This is a genomic window from Nitrospirillum pindoramense (genome assembly GCF_007827955.1).
Lineage (GTDB): Bacteria > Pseudomonadota > Alphaproteobacteria > Azospirillales > Azospirillaceae > Nitrospirillum > Nitrospirillum amazonense_B.
On record NZ_VITR01000033.1, the window covers coordinates 1 to 22,740 of the forward strand.

Annotated in this window: 9 protein-coding genes; 2 read left to right on the plus strand and 7 right to left on the minus strand. The window is 67.8% G+C overall.

The window, feature by feature from the left end; genetic code table 11:
- Positions 1–89: 89 nt before the first annotated feature.
- From FBZ90_RS27430 to FBZ90_RS27455, 7 genes are all read right to left on the minus strand, one after another.
- On the minus strand, positions 90–998 hold the full coding sequence (locus FBZ90_RS27430; RefSeq protein ID WP_145736894.1) for an ABC transporter ATP-binding protein: 909 nt from the start codon (positions 996–998) through the stop codon (positions 90–92).
- On the minus strand, positions 995–2,407 hold the full coding sequence (locus FBZ90_RS27435; protein ID WP_145736896.1) for a nitrous oxide reductase family maturation protein NosD: 1,413 nt from the start codon (positions 2,405–2,407) through the stop codon (positions 995–997). Before FBZ90_RS27435 ends, FBZ90_RS27430 begins: the two co-directional genes overlap by 4 nt.
- Before the next feature lie 4 nt (positions 2,408–2,411).
- Positions 2,412–4,376 carry a TAT-dependent nitrous-oxide reductase gene (gene nosZ / locus FBZ90_RS27440; RefSeq protein ID WP_145736899.1) on the minus strand — a complete coding sequence of 655 codons (1,965 nt, stop codon included), beginning with the start codon at positions 4,374–4,376 and terminating at the stop codon, positions 2,412–2,414.
- Between the two features lie 44 nt (positions 4,377–4,420).
- On the minus strand, positions 4,421–6,634 hold the full coding sequence (locus FBZ90_RS27445; RefSeq protein WP_186456075.1) for a NosR/NirI family protein: 2,214 nt from the start codon (positions 6,632–6,634) through the stop codon (positions 4,421–4,423).
- A 216-nt stretch (positions 6,635–6,850) separates the two neighbouring features.
- Positions 6,851–7,606, minus strand: coding sequence for a ferritin-like domain-containing protein (locus FBZ90_RS27450; RefSeq protein ID WP_186456076.1), 756 nt, complete (start codon positions 7,604–7,606; stop codon positions 6,851–6,853).
- Positions 7,607–7,640: 34 nt separating this feature from the next.
- The gene (locus FBZ90_RS28000) at positions 7,641–7,889 is read right to left on the minus strand and encodes a hypothetical protein (RefSeq protein WP_186456077.1); all 249 of its coding nucleotides are present in this window, start codon (positions 7,887–7,889) and stop codon (positions 7,641–7,643) included.
- Positions 7,890–7,966: 77 nt separating this feature from the next.
- Complete coding sequence (locus FBZ90_RS27455; protein WP_145736904.1) at positions 7,967–8,137, minus strand: twin-arginine translocase TatA/TatE family subunit; 171 nt, start codon at positions 8,135–8,137, stop codon at positions 7,967–7,969.
- A gap of 518 nt (positions 8,138–8,655) precedes the next feature.
- Here FBZ90_RS27455 and FBZ90_RS27460 point away from each other — a divergent pair.
- Complete coding sequence (locus FBZ90_RS27460; RefSeq protein ID WP_246130898.1) at positions 8,656–10,326, plus strand: ShlB/FhaC/HecB family hemolysin secretion/activation protein; 1,671 nt, start codon at positions 8,656–8,658, stop codon at positions 10,324–10,326.
- 5 nt (positions 10,327–10,331) lie between these two features.
- A partial coding sequence (locus FBZ90_RS27465) for an MBG domain-containing protein (RefSeq protein WP_145736908.1) occupies positions 10,332–22,740 on the plus strand: 12,409 nt, incomplete at its 3' end.

The following is a 22,740-nucleotide window of genomic DNA, read 5'->3' on the forward strand; positions in this document are numbered from 1 at the left end:
GTCGCCGTTTACGCCGTCGCTAAGGCCCGAAAGCCCTTCGTGCCAAAGCTCGCTGGCTGACAAAAAATCTTGATCAACCTGACGGTATCTCATGCGGCCTGCTCCTGTCGCAGGAAATGGGCGTAAAGCTCGTCCAGGCTGGGCTCCACCACCGAAAGGTCAGCCAGGGGCAGGCTGGTCAGGCGGCGCAGCACCGCCACCTTGTCGCCGCCGGCGCACCGGCACTCCACTGTGTGGCCGTCGGTTGAAACCTGGCCCAGCGTTCCCAGGGCGTCCGCCACCATGGCCGCCGGGGCCCCCAAGGCGCGTATGCGCACCGGCAGATCCGCCAGGTGGCGCAGGCCGGCCAGCGTGCCGTCGGCGATCTTCACCCCCCGGTTCATGACGATGATGCGGTCGGTCTGGCCCTCCAGCTCCGTCAGCGCGTGCGAGGACAACAGGACGGTCACGCCCGCCCGGCGCAGTTCCTGGACGATCTCGTAGAAGACCTGGCGCAGGGCCGGGTCCAGGCCGGTCGTCGGCTCATCCAGGAACAGCACCCTGGGCTGCCCCAGAAGCGCCTGGGCCAGGCCCAGGCGTTGGCGCATGCCCTTGGAATAGGTGCCGACGCGGCGCCGCGCCGCTTCCGCCTCCAGTCCCACGCGGGCCAGCAGACCGGCGTTGCCCGCGCGGCTCACACCCTTCAGCCGGGCGTAGAAATCCAGCGTCTCCTTCCCGGTGAGGGAGGGATGGAAGGCCAGGTTTTCCGGCAGATAGCCCACGGCCCGGCGCAGGCGGGCGGCATGCGCCCCGGCTGGATCCTCCCCCAGCAGGCGGACGCCGCCCCGGCTGGGCCGGATCAACCCCAGCATCAGCTTGATCAGCGTGCTCTTGCCGGCGCCGTTGTGGCCCACCAGGGCCACGCACTGGCCGGGGGCCAGGTGCAGGCTGACCTCGGTCAGGGCGGCGCGGGCGCCGTACAGCTTGCTGACGTGGTCGATGGTGACGGAGGGGCTCATGGCTGGGAACTCGCCGTGGCTAGGGGGGCATCGGCGTCCACCGGCGTGTCGCCGGTCATCGTCGGTGGCTTCATCAGGGGGGCGCTGTCGATGACCCCGCCGGGATGCAGGGCGGGAAATTGGGCCTGGGCCCAGCGGATCACCTGGATGGCCGGGCTGTTCAGCAGCAGCTTGGCGGCCGGGAAGCGCCAGACCACACGATCCACCAGGTCGTTGGGGCGATAGGCCTCATCGGCGATGCCGTCGCCGTTCAGGTCGAAGGCGGGGTTGTCGCTCCAGTAATTTCCGCGTCCATGGTCGGACCAGTCCAGCGAGCGGGTGCCGACATACATGACCTGGGTCCGGTTGCCGATGAAGGCGTTGCCGGTCAGGGTGTTGCGCTCCGCCCCGGCGGTGAAGTGGATGCCGATGTCGCACCCCGCGAAACGGTTGTCGGCGAGGCGGTTCTTGTTGGCGTTGTAGACGAAGACACACTTGGCCGTGCCGGCGCGGAAGCCGCCTTCGGTCCCGGCGACACGGGGCATCATGGCGCCGTCGCCGCCATCCTCCCCGATGGCTGGTCCCATTCGCGTTTGGCGGAAGCGCCCGTCCACCCGGTTGCCCGTGATGGTGGACGCGTTGGCGTAGTTCAGCAGCAGGCCATAATCGCGGTCGCCCGCCGACTGGTTGTCGCGCACCTCCAGGCGGTCGGAGAACATGAGGGCGAAGCCGATGTCATTTCCCACCGACACGTTGCCCAGGACGCGGCTGTCGTTGGTGTACATGTAGTGGATGGCGAAGCGGACGCCTTCCATGCGGTTGCCCTGGAACAGGTCTTGCCGGCTGGCGTTGGCGAAGATGCCATCGCGCCCGCCGGTGATGCGGTTGGCGATGATGCGGGCGCCGGGGGCGTTCCACACCGTGACGCCGTTGCCTCGCTGGCTCATGGGCAGGTCGGTGCGGCCGGCGATGTCGTTGTCCTCGACCGTGGCGTCGTGCGGGCCCTGGACGTAAACGCCGTAGAGGTTGCCCGTCAGGTGGTTGCCCACCACCCGCGCGCCGGTGGCCGTCGGCATCAGCAGCAATCCGGAATCCATGGCGTGCTGCTCGGGGCCGGAGCCTTTCAGCGTCAGGCCCCTGACGGTAACGTCGGGCGCCGTCACCGTCAGGGCGCTGCCGGCGCCGCCGGCGTCGACGATGGCGGCATGGCCGGGTGCCCCCTCCAAGGTCAGGGGCTTGCCGATGGTGACGCCGCCCCGGTGGATGCCCGGCGCCAGGCGCAGGACATCCCCGGGGGCGGCCGCCGCCACCGCGTGGGCCAGCCCATCCCCGCCGGCGGGCACCTCCCGCACATCGGCGCGCGCGGGCAGCGCCCAGGGACAAGCCCCCAGACAGGTCAAGGACAGCAGGGCGGTGGCGGTCCTGCGCATGGGGTCAGGCCTTGGCCGGATGGACCAGCATGCGGCCCACCATTTCCATGTGCAGGGCATGGCAGAACCACTGGCAGTAATACCAGTGCACGCCCGGCCGGTCGGCGGTGAAGGTGACGGACGCCGTCGCCTGCGGCCCGATCTCCATGGCGATGCCGTGGCCGGACAGGGTGAAGCCGTGGGTCAGGTCGTCGACATCATCCATATTGGTGATGAAGACGGTGACCTCGTCACCCTGGTTCACCTCGAACTTTTCCAGGCTGTAGGCCGGCGCCACGGAATACATGTAGACGCGGACCTTCTTGCCGTCGCGGATGACGGTGGCGGCAGATTCCAGCTCCACCCCATCCTTCTTGGCCCACTGCCGCGCCTCTTCCCACATCGGGTCGTCACGCTTGTAGACGCTGATGGGGTTCACCTTGGACCGATGGACGATCATGGCGTCGTGCGGCTCGGCGAAGCTGGGGCCGTCGTGCACCACCGCCATCTTGTCGCCGGAGATGTCGATCAGCTGGTCGTTCTCTGGCTTCAGGGGACCGACGTTCAGGAAACGGTCCTTGGAGAACTTGTTCAGCGACATCAGCCACTTACCATCGGCCTCCTTGGTCTCGCCCATGGAGGAATGGTTGTGGCCCGGCTGATACTGCACATCCAGCTTCTGGATGATGGGGTCGACCTTCTCCCCCTTGAAGGCGCGCTTGGCCTTTTCCAGGTCCCACTTCACCAACTGGCTGTCCAGGAACACGGTGGTATAGGCGTTGCCCCGGCCGTCGAAGGCGGTGTGCAGGGGCCCCAGGCCCACCTGCGGCTCCGCCACCACCACGTCGCGCGGCTTGATCTTGTCGGCGAACAGATCGTCCAGCTTGCGCACGTCGATGACGGTGACGGTGGGCGACAGCTTGCCGTTGAAGACCACATGGATGCCGTCGGGGGCGACGTTGCAGCCGTGCGGGTTGTTGGGCACGGGGATGTAGCGGGTGTAGCGTGAGCCGTGGCGGCCATCGACCACGGGCACGCCGTTGATGACCTTGCAGTCACCCTTCTTCACCGCCGCTTCGATGCGCTTGATGTCGAAGACGACGGCCCAGTCCTCGGTGCTGGCGGTCATGTCGGCCAGCGTCGTGCCTTCCTCGGAGTTGTAGCAGGTGGAGAAGGCGTACTTGCCCTGGTAGTCGGCGTCGCAATTGTCCAGGTTGCCGTCGACCATCACCTGCCAGGCCACCTTCATGGCGTCGCCGTCGATGGCGGTGAAGACGCAGCCGTACTTCTTGGGCTCATCCAGCACGCTGCCATCGTTCACCAGTGGGGCGCGGTGTTCGCTGTTGGCGAAGACATAGCCGGTGCGCGGGTACTTCTGCGGCCGCAGGCCGTGGATGTCGTGCGCGTTGGGGATCTCGATGATCTTGTCGCACTTCATGATGTCGCAGCGGATGCGGGCGACGCGGGTATTGGCCTTGTCGTTGATGAAGATGTAGCGGCCGTCGTAGGTGCCGTTGGTGAACGACATGTGCGGGTGGTGCGCGTCGCCGTTCTGGTACAGGCCGCCCCGGTTGGCCAGGAACTTCTTGGTTTCCGGCAGCAGGCCCTCGGTCAGGACCTTCTTGGACTCGTTGGTCAGACCCCAGCCGGTGGCGGAGCAGCGGTTGAACACCGGGATGCGCATCAGTTCGCGCATCGACGGCATGCCCAGGATCCGGATCTCGCCCGATTGGCCGCCGGAGGCGAAGACGTAATATTCATCCAGGTCGCCGGGCTTCACCTCGACCTTGTTCTTGGACGCGGCCGCGGGGGCGGCTTGGCCGGTGCCGGCGCCCACCAGGGCGCCGCCGGTGCCCACGGCACCCACCGCCGCGGCGGCCAGCGCCGCCTTGGCCGACCCACCGATCAATCCGCGGCGGCTGAGGCCCGGCGATGCCTCGCCATTGCTGTTGGCGGCGACCGGGACTTTGTTCAGATCTTCGTTCGACATCTTGCGTCTTCTCTGTTGGGTGATCTGGAAATCGGGTGGAAGGGTCACTCCGCCGGCGTGCCGCTCTTGAATGTCGCTTGCGGCGCGGCTTGGGGCGGGGCGGGGGGAAGGGGGCCTGGCGTGGCCATGCCGGCCTGGCGCTCGCGCTTCAGGCGGCGCTGGATCATCACCGGGCATTTCTGGTCGTGGTGGTACAGCAACTGGCAGTGCAGGCACTGGATGCATTCATTGGGATTGATGTGCCCCTCGGGATGGATGGCCTGCACCGGGCATTCGTTGCTGCAGCGCTGGCAGGGGTTGCCGCATTCGCGGTAGCGGCGCAGCCAGTCGAACATGCGCAGCCGTGCGGGGATGGCCAGCGCCGCCCCCAGCGGGCACAGGTAGCGGCAGAAGAAGCGCTCGATGAACAAATTGGCCAGCAGCAGCGCCACGGCGAAGACCACGAAGGGCCAGGACCGCCAGAAGATCAGGACGATGGCCGTCTTGAACGGCTCCACCTCCGCCGCCTTTTCCGCCATGGCCAGTTCGTTCAGCGACAGGCCGAACAGGACCAGGAAGATCACGTACTTGATGGGCCACAGGCGCTGGTGGACGCTGAACGGCACCTTGATCTGCTTGACCTTGAAGCGCTTGGCCAGGCGGTTGGTCAGTTCCTGCAGCGCGCCGAAGGGGCACAGCCAACCGCAGAAGGCGCCCCGGCCCCAGAACAGCAGGGACGCGGCCACGGCGAACCACAGCACGAACAGCAGCGGCTCCATCAGGAAGTAATCCCAGCTGAAGTCGGTGCGCAGGGCGTTGAAGAAGGTCAGGACGTTGACCACGGACAGCTGCGCATGCTTCCACCAGCCCAGCCACAGCAGCGTGGTAGCCAGCACGCCCAGGCGAACCCGGTCATACAGGACCGGCCGGCGGACCAGTTCATGCTGGAAGAAGAAGATGCCGGTGACGGCGGCCAGCAGCACGGCCAGCAGCGCCACCCCCAGCCGGTCGCCCGCCCACATGCGGCGCCACAGTTGGCCACCGGCGGGGGCGTCCGCTGGGGCGGTCGCGGCCGTCGCGGGAACGGGCGCGGCCTTGGGCGCCGGCAGGCTCAGGTATTTCTGCGGCGGGGCATAGTCCAGGTCGAAGGTGATGAAAGCCTTGTCCAGGGTGGCCACCTGGCGCTGCACCAGCAGGCGCAGGCGCCAGGGCTGGGCGGCGTCGAAGGTGCTGCCGTCGGGGATGGTGAACAGGGCGATGTCGGGGAAGTCGGGGGCATCGCCCCCCAGGGAGCCCAGGCGGGTGTGGTTGCGGTCGTGGAAGCGGATGGTGTTCTCGCCCTGGATCAACTCGATCCGATCGAAGATGCCGCCACGCACATAGCCCGAACCCTTGAAGGAATAGCGGCCCACCCCGGCGACGATGATGGCCTGCTGTCCCGGCTTCAGGCCGGATGTCAGGCGCTGGTAGCCTTCTTCGCCCAGCAGGCTGCGGCCCACCATCGGCAGGGTGGCCACGGTGGCGTAGAGATCGATGAAGGTGTCGTCGTTGGGGCCGGCTTCCGGCCGGGCGGCGGCGGCGGGGCCCCCGGCCTCGCGGAAGGCCGCGTTGACCTGGCCCACCGGCAGCAGCAGGTGACGGATGGAGCCATCGCCCAGCAGGGTGCTCCAGTCGGCGGCGCCGGCCAGGCCCATGTTGACCACCGGGCGCGCCGCGTCGGCGGTGGCCTCGTCGTGGCTCAGCCCGCCCAGGCCCAGCGTATGAGCCACCTTGATGGCGGAGCGGACGATGGTGTCGCCGATCACCATGACGGTCACGGTGGCGCCGGACACGATGTCGACCGGCGGCTTGCCGCCCGTGTCGGCCATCATTTCCGGCACGCTGCGGCCGACATAGCCCTGGATGAAATGGTCGATCTTCGCCACGGGAATGCCGACCAGCACGATGGGTTCGTGATGGTCCACCAGCTTGGCGCCGGTGATGCGGGCGTTGGTGTCGATACCGATGAGGATGGAGATGGGGCGGCCGGAATAGCCAGCGGCGTTGACCACATCGCTGTTCAAGTAGACGTAGCCGATGGTCTTGTCGCCGGCCAGGGCCGGCACCACCGCCGGAGTCCCCTGGGCGGGCCCGTAATGGTCGGCGCCGGGCACCAAGGTTTCGGGGGCCGCCTGGCCCAGGTAGTCCGTCACGTGGTTGACAGCCGGCGCGGCCCGGGCGGGCCCTTGCCACGCCAGGAGGACGCAGGCCAGCGCCAAGGCCATCAAGCGCGACAGCATCGCCCCCCGCCGGGACGGGGCGGGCGTCTTGCCGGGCGCCACGCGGGCAAGCGGGGGCGCTATCGGCCGAGGCCGATGGGATAGGGCGGGTGACGGCATTGTCGAATGCGGCTTTGGCTGGTTCTGGAACCGGCGTCGGTTCCGATGGGGGCAGGCTTACCTGGGTAGTGGGGGCTCAGCTTTGCGCTGGGTCAAAAGATACAAAAAATATGAATGTTATTTCACATGCGTCGCCGAATGGCTGCGCAGGTGAACCAGGCGTTCGATGGCGGCTTTCAACAATGCCTGTGCCAATGTCACGCCCTCGGTGTCGGCCATGCGGTCCAGGGCCAGGGAATAGATGTCGACGGCCCGCTCCGCCAAGGCCAGCGCGCGGACGTCGGCGGCGGCGACGGCGGCGTCCACCTCATCCTCCACCGTGATGGCCAGGTCACGCAGGCCCCGTGCGTCCTCCACGCTGGGCAAGGGGCTCAGCGTGTCGCGTTCCTGGTGGTAGGCCTGCCGGCGGGCCCGGCGCAGATGCGCCGCATGGGCCAGTTCCTCCTGCGCCAGTGCCTCGGCCTGCCGTGCGACGGCTGGTGCCGCGGCATGGGCCGCCACATAGCTGTAGAAGGCGAAGGCGCGTTCCTCGTTCAGCACGGCGATGGACAGCGCCTTGTAGGGGCTGAGGGTCGCGCTGGCCTCCACCTCTTCCCAGGATCGGGCGATGTCCGGGGGCAGCAGCCACCGCACCGGCGTGGCCGGTGGCACATGTCCCAGCAAGGCCCCGGCGCAGTTGCCGACCGCCGTGACATGGCGGCTTTCCTCTGCCGCCAACTGGCGGAACAGGGTCGCCAGGGGCGGCGTGTTCCCCTGACGCTCCGCCAACATCGTATAGCGGTGCACCGCCTCCTCCTCCATGGCCAGCGCGATGGCCAGCAACTCTTCCATGGAGGCGACGGACACGCTTGGTTCCTGGGACAGCAGGGGCATGGCGCTTGTTCCTCGGACGATGCGGGGGCGGCCGTCAGCCGCAATGGCCGCCGCAGCATGAGCCGCGGTGCCGGGCCAGCAACCTTTCGAACGGCACGCTGGATCTATGGTCGGGCAGGCGGCAGTCACGCGCCAAGGCCAGCACATCCTCCGCGCCCCAGGTGGACGGGCAGTCCGTGATGGTCATCACCATGCCGCCGGGCGGTGGGGCTGCGGTGCCAGCGGTGGGGGAGGACAGCGAAATCGTGCCGTCGGCGGCGATGATCAGGGTGTGGTCGGTCATGGAATCTCCAGGCCTTCAAGGTTCTTACGGCAAGGTTCTTATGGAAGGTGCCAGGGGGCGGTACGCCGTGATGGCGTTCAGTCGCGGCCCAGAGGCCGGGATGGCGGCGTGTCCTGGTACGCCAGGCCGGATTTGAAGTTCCGGATACCGGCGCCCAAGTCGCCCAATAGCCGGGGCAGGCGGTTGCCAAAGAGCAACAAGGCGATCGCGGCGACGATCAACCAATGCCAGATACTGAAGGAACCCATGGGCGCTTCTCCTGCCGTGGGGGGATGGCCCCAGGGGAACAGAGAACGAGCGCGGAAAGATTGCGTTGGCGCAAACCGGCGGCGGATTTGATGTGTCGCAAATGCCACATTATTCGCGGTACGGAATTGGGAATTCTGGCAACGGGACCCAATATCACTGACCTGCTCCCGAATCGGCCCCGCAGTTAATGCGAGATCGCTTCAGTCACGGCGTGTATTCGGCCGTCAAGCCGGGGCTGTCGGAATAGTCAGTTTTCGTCAGGATTTCCCGGAATCGACCCATGATTTTACGCTGGGGAATTTTTTAGCCGCAAAGGGGCGAACCTAACCATGTGGATAGGGTGTTCTCCTCCGCTTGCGTCACCCGCATGCGCCATATAGTGGTAAGAATATATAAGTGGCTCCACATCATATGCGCTTAAACCTTTGGTTAAGAACCTGCGGGATATGTTTTTGACTAACCATCGTCATTACAGCTTGGTGCCAACTTGCGGACGTTAAGAGCCATCATCGCCGCAATGGCCGTGGTTCCGCCGGTGTTGGCCAAGCGGGCCGACGCCCAGGATACCGGCCAGATTCTGCGTGATGTGGAGCGGAACATACCCCGTGAGGCTCCACGCGCCCCCACCTTGCCTGATCTGGCGCCGCCTCCCCCCGACGGGGAATTCCTGAAGGCGGGCGAGACGGTGCATGTCACCGGCTTCCGTTTCATCGCCACGCTGATCCCGGAATCGGAACTGCGGGCGCAGCTCACATCGTACGTCGGGCGCGATTGCACCCTGGGTGATTTGCGCGAGGCCGCCGCCCGTATCAGCCGTTATTATGCTCAGCATGACTATTTGGCTCGGGCCGTCCTGCCACGCCAGGATTTGGAAGGCGGCGTGGTCACCATCCAGGTGCTGGAGGCCCGCATGGGCCGGGTGCTCATCGACCCTTCCAGCGAGGTCCGCCTGGCTTCCGACCAGGCTCAGGACTTCATTTATGCCCAGAACGCCCCGGGCGATCCGCTGCGTCCCAGCGCCGTGGCCACCGGTGTCTCCAACCTGGGTTTGATTCCGGGCATGCAGGCGCTCGGCGTGCTTGACGCCGGGGCGGAAGAGGGCACCACCGACATCCACCTCAAGATGCGTGAGCCGCCCCTGGTGACGGGTACGACGGTGATCGACAACAACGCGCCGCGCGAAATCGGCGGCGTGCGTGGTCTGATCCTCGCCACCATGACGGACGCGGCGGGGGTTGGGGACCAGGTCGCCTTCACCGGTCAGGTCAGCCAGTCGTCCAAATACGGCCAGATGATGGTGGGCGCCCCCGTCTGGCATGAGGGGTTGTGGCTGGAGGCCAGCGGTGCCGTCCTGCAATACGACGTGCCCGCCGACATCAACGCCAGCACGCCGTCAGGCGACGCGCAGACGGCCGCCCTGACTCTGCGCTGGCTGGCGCTGCGCAGTTCCGCGGCGCCCGTAAACTTGGCCTTCGGCCTGGAACACAAATGGACCAGCGACAAGCTGGTGGACGTGGTGACCGCGTCCAACCGTCTGGGGTCCATGATCCTGGCGGCGCACCGCCTGATGCGGGACGATTGGCAGGGCGGCGGGGCTTTTACCCTGGATGCCCAGGTCAAGGCTGGCAACGTCGACCTCTCCCATAATGCGGCCAACCAGGCCATCGACCAGGCCACCGCCCGAACCGCGGGGCACTTCGTCAAGGCCACGGCCTCGATCAGCCGCGCGCAGGTGCTGTGGCGGGGCGGCGACGCGCTGGTCACCCTGGCGGCGCAGATCGCGTCAAAGAACCTGAACAGCTCCGAACAATTTTCGCTCGGCGGCCCCAGCGGCGTGCGCGCCTATCCCCTGAACCAGGGCGGCGGCGACCAGGGCGCCATGCTAAATATCGAGATCGGGCAGATGGTGTCCGACAGCGTCCGCTTTTCCGCCTTCTGGGACGGCGGCTGGGTGGAGCAGCACAAGACCACCTGGGGCGGCTGGGAGGGAGTGGGCTCGCCCCACAACCATTATGTGCTTCAGGGCGTCGGCGCCAGCGTGCAGTGGACACCCGCCAGCAACGTGCAGATGAAGGCCACCGTCGCCCGGCGCATCGGCTCCGATGCGGGCCGGAACGCCGACGGTTTGGATTTGGACGGCCGGCGGCGTGAATTGCGGGCCTGGATGCAAATGGTCCTGTCGGTCTAGGGGGAATGATGACCAGCCGCGCACCTCTCCCCCATCGTTCCTTCCTGCGGGCCCGCCTGCTGGGCTGCACCGCCGTGCTGTCGGTCATGCAGGCGCTGACCTTGCCGGCCGTGGCCGCCACGCCAGCCCAGGGGGCGGTGGCTCAGAGCGCGTTGCCCACGGGGGGGCAGGTCCAGTCGGGCGCCGCCAGCATCGGTGCCAGCGGTCCGGTCATGACGGTCACGCAGACGACCGACAAGGCCATCATCAGCTGGCAGCAGTTCAACGTTGGCGCCGGTGCCACCGTCAATTTCCAGCAGCCCAACAGTTCGGCCATGACGCTGAACCGGGTGCGCGGCGGCGATCCTTCGCTGATCGAGGGCGCCATCAAGGCGCCCGGCACGGTCATCCTGGTTAATCCCGGCGGCGTGGTGTTCGGTGGTGGCGCCACGGTGGACGTGGGCGGCTTGGTCGCCTCCACCATGGACATCGCGGACGAGGACTTCCAGAAAGGCCGGCTGGTTTTCAACCGGGGCTCCGCCACCGGCGCCGTGGTCAACGGGGGCACCATCACCGCCCGCCATGGCTCGGTGGTTCTGCTGGCGTCCCAAATCCGCAATATGGGCCTGATCCAGGCCCAACTGGGCTCCGTGGTCCTGGCGGCGGGTGAGACCGTAACGCTGACGCCGGACGGTGGCGCGCCCCTGAAGGTGGATCCCGCCACGGTCGAGGCGCAGATCGAGGCCGGCGGCATCATCCGTGCCCCCGGCGGCACCGTCTACCTCACGGCCCAGGCCCTGAACGTCGTAGCTGGCGGGGTCATCAAGGCCACCGGTGTCATCGAGGCGGACTCGCTCAGCCGCGAGGGCGGCAAGGTGGTGCTGGACGCCAGCGGCCCCATCACCCTGCAAGGCGCCACGCTGAGCGCCAAGGGCGCCACCGGCGGCGGCACGGTCACGGTGGGAACGGCGGAGACGGCCTCCGTCACCATGGATGCCGCCAGCCGCATTGACGCCTCCGCCACCGAGACGGGCAAGGGCGGGTCGGTCACGGTCAACAGCCAGGACACCGCCGCCCACGGCGTGCTGCTGGCCCGGGGCGGCAGCCTGTGGGGTGACGGCGGCGCCATTGAGACCTCCGGCCACGCGCTGGCCTTCGACGGGGCGACGGTGGATGTGGGGGCGGCCCATGGCAAGGGCGGCACCTGGTTGCTGGATCCCGTCGACCTCACGGTGAACGCCGCCTATGCCGCCGCCATCCAGACGGCGCTGGCCAGCGGCAGCGTCACCTTGCAGACCACCAACACCAGCGTGGGGTATACCGGCGTTACCGCTGGCGGGGTCACCAAGGCCAGCGGCCTGGGCGACATCGCCGTCAATGCCGGCATCACCTGGTCCTCGGCCAACAGCCTGACCCTGGACGCCTATCATGGCGTGTCCATCAACGCCGCGCTGTCGGGCACCAGCCTGGTGGTCCTGACCAACGACGGCGGCAGCGGCGGGGTGTTCCGGGTGACCGCCCCGGTATCGCTGACCACCGCTCTGACGGTCAACAGCACGGCCTACACCCTGGTCACGTCGGCGGCGGCCCTGGCCGCCATCACCGGCAGCGGCAACTACGCGCTGACCAGCGACCTGGCGTTGACCGGCGCGTGGACGCCCATCGGCTACAGCGCCACGGGCAACAACGCGTCGCCCACCGCCTTCACCGGCACGCTGGAGGGGCTGGGGCATACGATCACCGGCCTGACCGTCAACGCCGCCGGGGGCGGTGCGGGCAACCTGGGCCTGCTCAGCGTCATTGGCGGCGGCGGCCTGGTGCAGAACCTGACGCTGTCCGGCGGAACGCTGTTTGGCGGCACGGGCGCCAACCTTGGCCTGCTGGCCGGCCAGAACCAGGGCACCGTGCGCAACGTCACCGCCTCGGGCACCGTCACCGCCGGTGATGTCGGTAGCGGGGTGGGCGGCCTGATCGGTAGCAACAGCGGCACGGTCACGGCTTCCTCCGCCGCCGTGGCCGTTTCCGTCGGCAGCGGCGTGTCCAAGGTCGGTGGGCTCGTGGGCGCGCAGACGGCCGGGCTCATCGCCAACAGCTCTGTCACCGGCGCCGTCACGGCCGGCTCGGCCGCCACGGCGGTCGGCGGCCTGGCTGGTTGGGTCGGCGGCGGCACCGTGTCCGGCAGCTATGCCGACAGCAGCCTGACCGTTGGCGATGGCGGCAACCGCGTCGGCGGCCTGGTCGGCTACAGCGACGCGTTGATCACCCAAAGCTATGCCAGTGAGACCATCTCCGCCGGCGGCGGGGTGCAGTATGTCGGCGGGCTGCTGGGATATGGCGACACCGCCAACACGGTCAGCGCCGTCTATGCCATCGGCCCCATATCGGTTGGCACCGCGTCCGACAGCGTGGGTGGCCTGGCCGGCTATAACGCCGGCACCGTCAGCGCCGCCTATGCCACCGGGTCCATCACCGCCGGCGCCGGCACCACCAATATCGGCGGCTTCGTCGGTTCCAATGCCGGCCTGGTGACGGTCGGCTTCTGGGACACGGCGACCAGCGGCCTGTCCGTCGCCTATGGCAGCAATACCGGCACGGTGTCCGCCACGGCCATCGCCGCGAACACGCTGACCACCGCCACTTATGTCGGCTTTGATTTCAGCAACGATTGGTATGAGATCGACGGCCGCACCCGCCCGTTCCTGCGCAGCGAATACGCGACCACCATCACCAACACCCATCAGCTGCAGCTGATGGGCATGGACCCGACGGCATCTTATGCCCTGGCCAAAAACCTGGACATGAGCGGCACGACGGTTCAGGGCGGCCTTTGGTCCACCAGCGGCTTCACCCCCATCGGGTTCACGACGGTGGGGGGCAATGCCTCCCCCACCGTCTTCACCGGTTCGCTGGACGGCCAGGGCTACACCATCAGCAATCTGACCCTGAGGGCGACCACCTCCCACGGCGTCGGCCTGTTCTCCAGCATCGGCCCCACCGGCTCGGTCGCCAACCTGGGGCTGGTGAACGGCACGATGATCAACTCCTCGGCGGGGACCCAGGTCACCGGCTGGGGCATGCTGGCCGGCAAGTTATCCGGCACCGTCACCAACAGCTACGCCAGCGGCGTGGTCTTTGTCTCCAGGACCACAGGCGTGGGGGGGCTGGTCGGCTATATGTCGGGCGGCACCATCCTGAACAGTTATTCCGGTGTCAGCTTCGTGAACGGCCTTTCGGTGACGGCGGTCGGCGGCTTGGCGGGGCAGGTCTCGGCCCAGTCCTATATCAGCGGCAGTTATGCCACCGGCGGTTTCAGCCTCACCTCCTTCAACCAGCGCATCGGCGGGTTGGTGGGCGACGCCAATACCATGACGCTGGTCAATTCCTACGCCACCGGCGGCTTCAGCACCGGCAGCAGCGGCGCGCAATATGTCGGCGGCCTGGTCGGCGTCAACACCTTTGGCTCAATCCTGGGCAGCTACGCCACCGGCAATATACTGCTGTCGAGCGCCGCGGCGCGCATCGGTGGCCTGGTCGGTTCCAACTCAGGCACCGTCAGTGGTAGTTATGCCACCGGAACGATCACCGCCACCGGCACCGGCAACCAGTATTTCGGTGGCTTGGTCGGGGTGAACTCCCAAACCACGGCCGGTTCGGCGTCCGCGCTCATCGCCGACAGCTACGCCACGGGCAACCTGTCGGTCGGGGCGGCCACGGGTGTCGGCACCATGGCGCAGTATATCGGCGGGCTGCTCGGTCACCAGCAAAATGGCATCATCAGCGGCAGCTATGCCACCGGCACGGTGTCGGTTGGCCGGACCACCTTCTATGTCGGTGGCTTGGTCGGGGCGTCGGAGGCATTCAACCTCACATCGTCGTCCGTGCTGGGCAGCTATGCCACCGGCACGGTCATCGCCGGCACGGCGGGCACTGATATCGGCGGCCTCGCCGGTCGCAACTATGGCAGCCTGATCCGGGGCGCCTACGCGACGGGGGCCGTCAGGGCCGGTACCCTGTCCAACGGCGTTGGTGGCCTGGTGGGCGAGAACGCCGTCAGCGGCACCGTCATCCCCACGATCGCGCAGAGTTGGGCCAGCGGGTCGGTGTCCGCGGCAGCGGGCGTCAGCGTGGGCGGTCTGGTCGGCAGGATGACCTCCGGCACGGTGATGACCAGCTTCTGGGACACGGTCTCCACCAACCAGACGAACGCCTATGGGACCAGTTCGGCCGGCTCTTTTTCCGCCACGGGGGTCAGTGGCACCGCCGCCTATGCCTCCGCCACGTACAGCGGCTTCGACTTCACCTCCACCTGGTACATGGTGGACGGCTATACCCGGCCCTTCCTGAAGGCGGAAGCCCGGACCACCATCATCAACGCCCACCAGCTTCAGCTGATCGGCGCCAATCCGGGCGGAAGCTACGTCCTGGGCGCCAACATCACGATGGCGGAGTTGGCGCTGACCTCGGGCTTGTGGAACACGGCCACCGGCTTCGCCCCCATCGGCATCACGTCCGCCGGCGGCAACGCCAGCCCCACCGCTTTCACCGGCACGCTGAACGGCCGGGGCTACAGCATCAGCGGCATGACCATTGTCAGTGCCGCCAGCGGCAACATTGGCCTGTTCAGTGACATCGGCGCCAGCGGCACGGTCACCAACCTGACGCTGACGAACGCCAGGATCAGCGTGGGCGCCGTCAGCGGCGTCGGCCTCATCGCCGGGCAGAACAGCGGCACCATCAGCGGCGTCCAGACTAACGGCACGATTCTGGCGGCGTCGGGCGCCCAGCGCCTCGGCGGGGTCGCCGGCGTGAATGCCGGTCTCATCACGACGGCGTACACGGGCGGCACCGTGTCGGCCGTGGCGGCCCAGAGCGTGGGTGGCATCGTCGGCTACAACAGCGCCACCGTCGCCAACAGCCACGCCATCAGCGCGGTCATCGTCGGTGATGGCGCGCAGTCCGTCGGCGGCGCCGTGGGCTATGACGCCGGCACCATCAGCGCCAGCGATGGTATCGGCATCGTCCAGGTGGGCAGGGGGGCGCAGGCGGTCGGTGGCCTGGTCGGGTATGAGGCGGGGCTGGTCACGGCCAGTTATGGCGGCGGCACCGTCACTGTGGGCAGTGCCGCGCAGTATGTCGGTGGCCTGGCGGGAACCGTCGCCGCTGCGGGCGTCGTCAGCGGCAGTTATGGCGCCGCCACGGTCATCGCCGGTGCCGGCGCGGTGGATGTCGGCGGCCTGGTCGGCGCCAACGCCGGCCAGGTGACCGGCGCCTACGCCATCGGTGGCATCCTGGTCGGCAGCGCCGGCACAGCCGTGGGCGGCCTGGCGGGCGCCAACACGGGGACCATCACCGCGGCCTATGCGACCGGCGACGTGCTCGTCGGCCAGAACACCACCCTGGTTGGTGGCTTGGTGGGCGATAACAGCGGCGCGCTGACGGGATATTGGGATACGGCCACCACCGGCTTGACCGTGGGCTATGGCGCCAATACAGGCAGCGCCTCGGTCACGGGTATCAGCGGCGCCTCGGTCTATCTCAGCGCCACGTACGGTGGCTTCGACTTCACCAGCGTCTGGTACATGGTCGACGGCTACACCCGGCCTTTCCTGCGGGCCGAGTACAACACCACCGTCGTGAACGCCCACCAGTTGGAGCTGGTGAACCTTAACCTGACGGCGACCTACACGCTGGGGCGCGATATTGACGTCAGCGAAGCCACCAGCACGGCCGGCTTGTGGGCGACGGCCACCGGCTTCCTGCCCATCGGCTTCAGCACCAGCGGCAACAACGCCAGCCCAAGCAGCTTCACCGGCACGCTGAACGGCCAGGGCCACGCCATCAACAACCTGGTCATGACCAACGCCACGGTCAGCAACATGGCGCTGTTCAGCGCCATCGGCACCGGCGGCGTCGTGCAGAGCGTGGGTGTCTACAACGGCACGGTGGTGGGCGGGGGCGGCAACGTCGCGCTGCTGGCCGGCAGCAACGCCGGCACCATCTACAGCGCCTATGCCACCGGCACCGTCACGGCCGGCAGCGGCGCCCAATATGTGGGCGGGCTGGTCGGTGGGAACACCGGCACCATCAGCGTGGCCTATGCCACGGCCGATGTCACCGCCGGCGCCAACGCGGCCGATGTCGGCGGGCTGGTGGGATACAATACCGGCCGGGTTTCCGTGGCCTATGCCAGCGGCAGCGTGACGGCGGGGACGGGCGCGGGCGCCGTCGGGGCGTTCGCCGGTGGTAACGACGGCGTGATCGCGGGCGCCTATTGGGATGGTTCCAGCAGCGGCCAGACCGTAGGCTATGGCGGCGGGACGGGGACGTTCAGCGCCACCAACGTCAGCGGCACGGCGGCCTACGCGTCGGCGACCTACAGCGGTTTCGACCTCACCAACACCTGGTACATGGTCAGCGGCTACACCCGCCCGCTGCTGCGCATGGAATACGGCACGGTCATCAGCAACGCCCATGAGTTGCAGTTGATCAACCTGGCCATGACGGCCAACTATGTCCTGGGCGCCAACATCACGATGAGCGAGCTGACGCAGGCCGGTGGCCTGTGGAGTTCCGCCGGCTTCGTGCCCCTGGGCCTCAATACCGCCAATGCGAACAACAGCCCGACCTTGTTCAACGGCACGTTCGATGGCTTTGGCCGCAGCATCGTCGGCCTCACCATCAACAACACCGTTTCCAACAATGTCGGCCTGATCAGCTACAACAACGGCACCATCCGCAATTTGAGCGTGCTGGGCGCCCGCATCAACGTCGATGGCCCCAACGACGTCGGCATCGTCGCGGGCGAAAGCGTGGCGACCGTCAGCAACGTCTATGCCAGCGGCACCCTCATCGCGTCCGGCGCGGTCTCCTACATCGGCGGCCTGTTCGGATTCATGAGCGGCACCGTGGTGAACAGCGGTGCCGCCGTCACCCTACAGGTTGGATTCGCCGCGCAGCAGGTGGGCGGCCTGGTGGGCATCAATTCCGGTTTCCTGTCCGGCAGCTTCGCCACCGGCACCATCTCCGCCGGCAGCGGTGTGCTGAACATCGGCGGCCTGGTGGGGCAGGTCGCGGGCACCGTCAGCAACAGTTACGCCATGGTCAACGTCTCCGTGGCCAGTGGCACCGCCGGCGGCACGGCCATCGGCGGGTTGGCGGGCGTCAACCAGGGCCTGATCGCCAACAGCTATTCCACCGGCAGTGTCACGGCGGGCCCCTCGGCGGTTTCCGTCGGCGCCTTCCTGGGCGACAATCAGAACGCCGTGACCACCAGCTATTGGGACACGACCACGTCGGGCATGACGGTTGGCATAGGCGGTGGCACAGGCACGGCCGCGGATGCCACCGGCTTGGCCACCACCGCCTGGCTGACCAACGGGCCCATCGCGCAGTCCGTGTTCAGCACGACGGATTGGTTCAACGGCTCACCCTATCCGCTGCTGAAGGCGCTGCCCTACATCGTGATCGTTGGTTCGGGCAGCGCTGTCTATGGCGCCGCCACCGTCACGGCCACCACCACCAGCGCTTATGATCAGCTGGGCCGCAGCGTGGGCAGCGGCCTATCCGCGTCCGGCATGGTCTGGACCACGAGCGAGGCTCGCTCCGCCGTTGGTTCCTACAGTCTGCTTGGCCTGGGTGGCGCCAGCTATTCCGGTGGTGTCTACCAGTTCTCGTCCTCCGGCACGCTGACGGTGACCCCGGCGGCGCTGACGATCACGGCCAGTGGCGCCACCAAGACCTATGGTAGCAGCGCAAGCCTGACGGGCTATAGCGCCAGCGGGCTGGTGAACGGCGACACCATTAGCGGCGTAACCCTGGCGTCCAGCGGCAGCGGCACGGCGGCCTCGGTGGGCAGCTACACTATCACCGCCAGCGGTGCGACGGGCACGGGGCTGAGCAACTACTCGGTGAGCTACGCCGATGGCACGCTGACGGTGAACCCGGCGGCGCTGACGATCACGGCCAGCGGCGCCACCAAGACCTACGGCACCAGCGCCAACCTGACGGGCTACAGCAGCAGCGGTCTGGTCAACGGCGACAGCGTCACGGGTGTGACCCTGGCGTCCAGCGGTTCCGGCACGGCGGTGTCGGTGGGCAGCTACGGCATCACCGCCAGCGGTGCGACGGGCACGGGGCTGAGCAACTACTCGGTGAGCTACACCGATGGCACGTTGACGGTGAATCCGGCAGCGCTGACGATCACGGCCAGCGGCGCCACCAAGACCTACGGCACCAGCGCCAGCCTGACGGGCTATAGCAGCAGCGGCCTGGTGAATGGTGACAGCATCAGCGCGGTGACCCTGGCCAGCACGGGTAGCGACACCACCGCGTCCGTGGGCAGCTACAGCGTTGTGGCCAGCGGTGCGACGGGCACGGGGCTGAGCAATTACTCGGTGACTTACGCCGATGGCACGCTGACGGTGAATCCCGCCAGCCTGACCATCACGGCCAGCGGCGCCACCAAGACCTACGGCACCAGCGCCAGCCTGACGGGCTATAGCAGCAGCGGCCTGGTGAATGGCGACAGCATCAGCGCGGTGACGCTGGCCAGCACGGGCAGCGGCACCGCCGCGTCGGTGGGCAGCTACAGCATCGCCGCCAGCGGGGCGACCGGCACGGGGCTGAGCAACTACTCGGTGAGCTACGCCGATGGCACGTTGACGGTGAACCCGGCGGCGCTGACCATCACGGCCAGCGGGGCGAGCAAGACCTATGGCACCAGCGCCAGCCTGACGGGCTACAGCAGCAGCGGGCTGGTCAACGGCGACAGCGTCACAGGCGTGACCCTGGCCAGCAGCGGGGTTGGCACGGCCGTCTCGGTGGGCAGCTACACCATCACGGCCAGCGGGGCGACGGGCACGGGGCTCAGCAACTACTCGGTGAGCTATGCCGATGGCACGCTGACGGTCAATCCGGCGGCGCTGACCATCACGGCCAGCGGCGCCACCAAGACCTACGGCACCAGCATCAGCCTGACCGGCTACAACAGCAGCGGCCTGGTGAATGGCGACAGCATCACGGGCGTGACCCTGGCATCCAGCGGCAGCGGCACCACCGCGTCGGTGGGTAGCTACAGCGTTGTGGCCAGCGGGGCGACGGGCACGGGCCTCAGCAACTACTCGGTGAGCTACGCCGACGGCACGCTGACGGTGAACCCGGCGGCGCTGACGATCACGGCCAGCGGGGCGACCAAGACCTACGGCACCAGCGCCAGCCTGACGGGCTACAGCAGCAGCGGTCTGGTCAATGGCGACAGCATCACGGGCGTGACCCTGGCATCCAGCGGTTCGGGCACGGCGGTGTCGGTGGGCAGCTACACCATCACGGCCAGCGGGGCGGCGGGCACGGGCCTCAGCAACTACTCGGTGAGCTATGCCGATGGCACGCTGACAGTCAATCCGGCAGCGCTGACGATCACGGCCAGCGGGGCCACCAAGACCTACGGCACCAGCGCCAGCCTGACAGGCTACAGCAGCAGCGGGCTGGTCAATGGCGACAGCATCACGGGCGTGACCCTGGCATCCAGCGGTTCGGGCACGGCGGTGTCGGTGGGCAGCTATACCATCACGGCCAGTGGCGCCACGGGCACGGGGCTGAGCAACTACTCGGTGAGCTACGCCGATGGCACGCTGACGGTGAATCCGGCAGCGCTGACCATCACAGCAAGTGGCGCGAGCAAGACCTACGGCACCAGCGCCAGCCTGACGGGCTACAGCAGCAGCGGCCTGGTCAATGGCGACAGCATCACGGCCGTGACCCTGGCATCCAGCGGCAGCGGCACCACCGCGTCGGTGGGTAGCTACAGCGTTGTGGCCAGTGGCGCCACGGGCACGGGCCTCAGCAACTACTCGGTGAGCTACGCCGATGGCACGCTGACGGTCAATCCGGCGGCGCTGACCATCACGGCCAGCGGCGCCACCAAGACCTACGGCACCAGTGCCAGCCTGACGGGGTACAGCAGCAGCGGCCTGGTGAACGGCGACAGCATCAGCGCAGTGACGCTGGCCAGCACGGGTAGCGACACAACCGCGTCGGTGGGCAGCTACAGCGTTGTGGCCAGCGGTGCGACGGGCACAGGCCTCAGCAACTACTCGGTGAGCTACGCCGATGGCACGCTGACGGTGAACCCGGCGGCGCTGACGATCACGGCCAGTGGCGCGAGCAAGACCTATGGCACCAGCGCCAGCCTGACGGGCTACAGCAGCAGCGGCCTGGTGAATGGCGACAGCATCAGCGCTGTCACCTTGGCCAGCACGGGCAGCGGCACCGCCGCGTCGGTGGGCAGCTACAGCATCGCCGCCAGCGGGGCAACCGGCACGGGGCTGAGCAACTACTCGGTGAGCTACGCCGATGGCACGCTGACGGTGAATCCGGCGGCGCTGACCATCACGGCCAGTGGCGCGAGCAAGACCTATGGCACCAGCGCCAGCCTGACGGGCTACAGCAGCAGCGGCCTGGTCAATGGCGACAGCATCACGGCCGTGACCCTGGCATCCAGCGGCAGCGGCACCACCGCGTCGGTGGGTAGCTACAGCGTTGTGGCCAGTGGCGCCACGGGCACGGGCCTCAGCAACTACTCGGTGAGCTACGCCGATGGCACGCTGACGGTCAATCCGGCGGCGCTGACCATCACGGCCAGCGGCGCCACCAAGACCTACGGCACCAGCGCCAGCCTGACGGGGTACAGCAGCAGCGGCCTGGTGAACGGCGACAGCATCAGCGCAGTGACGCTGGCCAGCACGGGCAGCGGTACGGCGGCGTCGGTGGGCAGCTACAGCGTTGTGGCCAGCGGTGCGACGGGCACAGGCCTCAGCAACTACTCGGTGAGCTACGCCGATGGCACGCTGACAGTCAATCCGGCAGCGCTGACGATCACGGCCAGCGCCGCCACCAAGACCTATGGCACCAGCGCCAGCCTGACAGGCTACAGCAGCAGCGGGCTGGTCAATGGCGACAGCATCAGCGCAGTGACGCTGGCCAGCACGGGCAGCGGCACCGCCGCGTCGGTGGGCAGCTACAGCATCGCCGCCAGCGGGGCGACCGGCACGGGGCTGAGCAACTACTCGGTGAGCTACGCCGATGGCACGTTGACGGTGAACCCGGCGGCGCTGACCATCACGGCGAGCGGCGCCACCAAGACCTATGGCACCAGCGCCAGCCTGACGGGCTACAGCAGCAGCGGCCTGGTGAATGGCGACAGCATCAGCGCTGTCACCTTGGCCAGCACGGGCAGCGGCACCGCCGCGTCGGTGGGCAGCTACAGCATCGCCGCTAGCGGGGCGACCGGCACGGGGCTGAGCAACTATTCGGTGAGCTACGCCGATGGCACGTTGACGGTGAACCCGGCGGCGCTGACCATCACGGCCAGCGGGGCGAGCAAGACCTATGGCACCAGCCTCAGCCTGACGGGCTACAGCAGCAGCGGCCTGGTGAACGGCGATAGCGTCACGGGCGTCACCCTGGCATCCACCGGGTCGGGCACGGCGGTATCGGTAGGCAACTATACCATCACCGCCAGCGGGGCTACGGGCACGGGGCTGAGCAACTACTCGGTGAGCTATGCCGATGGCACGCTGACGGTGAACCCGGCGGCGCTGACCATCACGGCCAGCGGCGCCACCAAGACCTATGGCACCAGCGCCAGCCTGACGGGGTACAGCAGCAGCGGCCTGGTGAACGGCGATAGCGTCACCGGCGTGACCTTGGCCAGCAGCGGCAGCGGCACGGCGGTGTCGGTGGGGAGCTACACCATCACGGCCAGTGGCGCCACGGGCACGGGGCTGAGCAACTACTCGGTGAGCTATGCCGCCGGCACGCTGACAGTCAATCCGGCAGCGCTGACGATCACGGCCAGCGCCGCCACCAAGACCTATGGCACCAGCGCCAGCCTGACGGGCTACAGCAGCAGCGGGCTGGTCAATGGCGACAGCGTCACGGGCGTGACCCTGGCATCCAGCGGCAGCGGCACTACCGCGTCGGTGGGTAGCTACAGCGTTGTGGCCAGCGGGGCGACGGGCACGGGTCTGAGCAACTACTCGGTGAGCTACGCCGATGGCACGCTGACGGTGAACCCGGCAGCGCTGATCATCACGGCCAGTGGGGTGACCAAGACCTATGGCACCAGCGCCAGCCTGACAGGCTACAGCAGCAGCGGGCTGGTGAACGGCGACAGCATCACGGGCGTGACCCTGGCATCCAGCGGTTCGGGCACGGCGGTGTCGGTGGGCAGCTACACCATCAACGCGAGTGGCGCCACGGGTACGGGCCTCAGCAACTACTCGGTGAGCTATGCCGCCGGCACGCTGACGGTGACCCCAGCGGCGCTGATCATCACGGCCAACGGGGCCACCAAGACCTATGGTGCCAGCCTCAGCCTGACGGGCTACAGCACTAGCGGGCTGGTCAATGGCGACAGCGTCAGCGCTGTGACCCTGG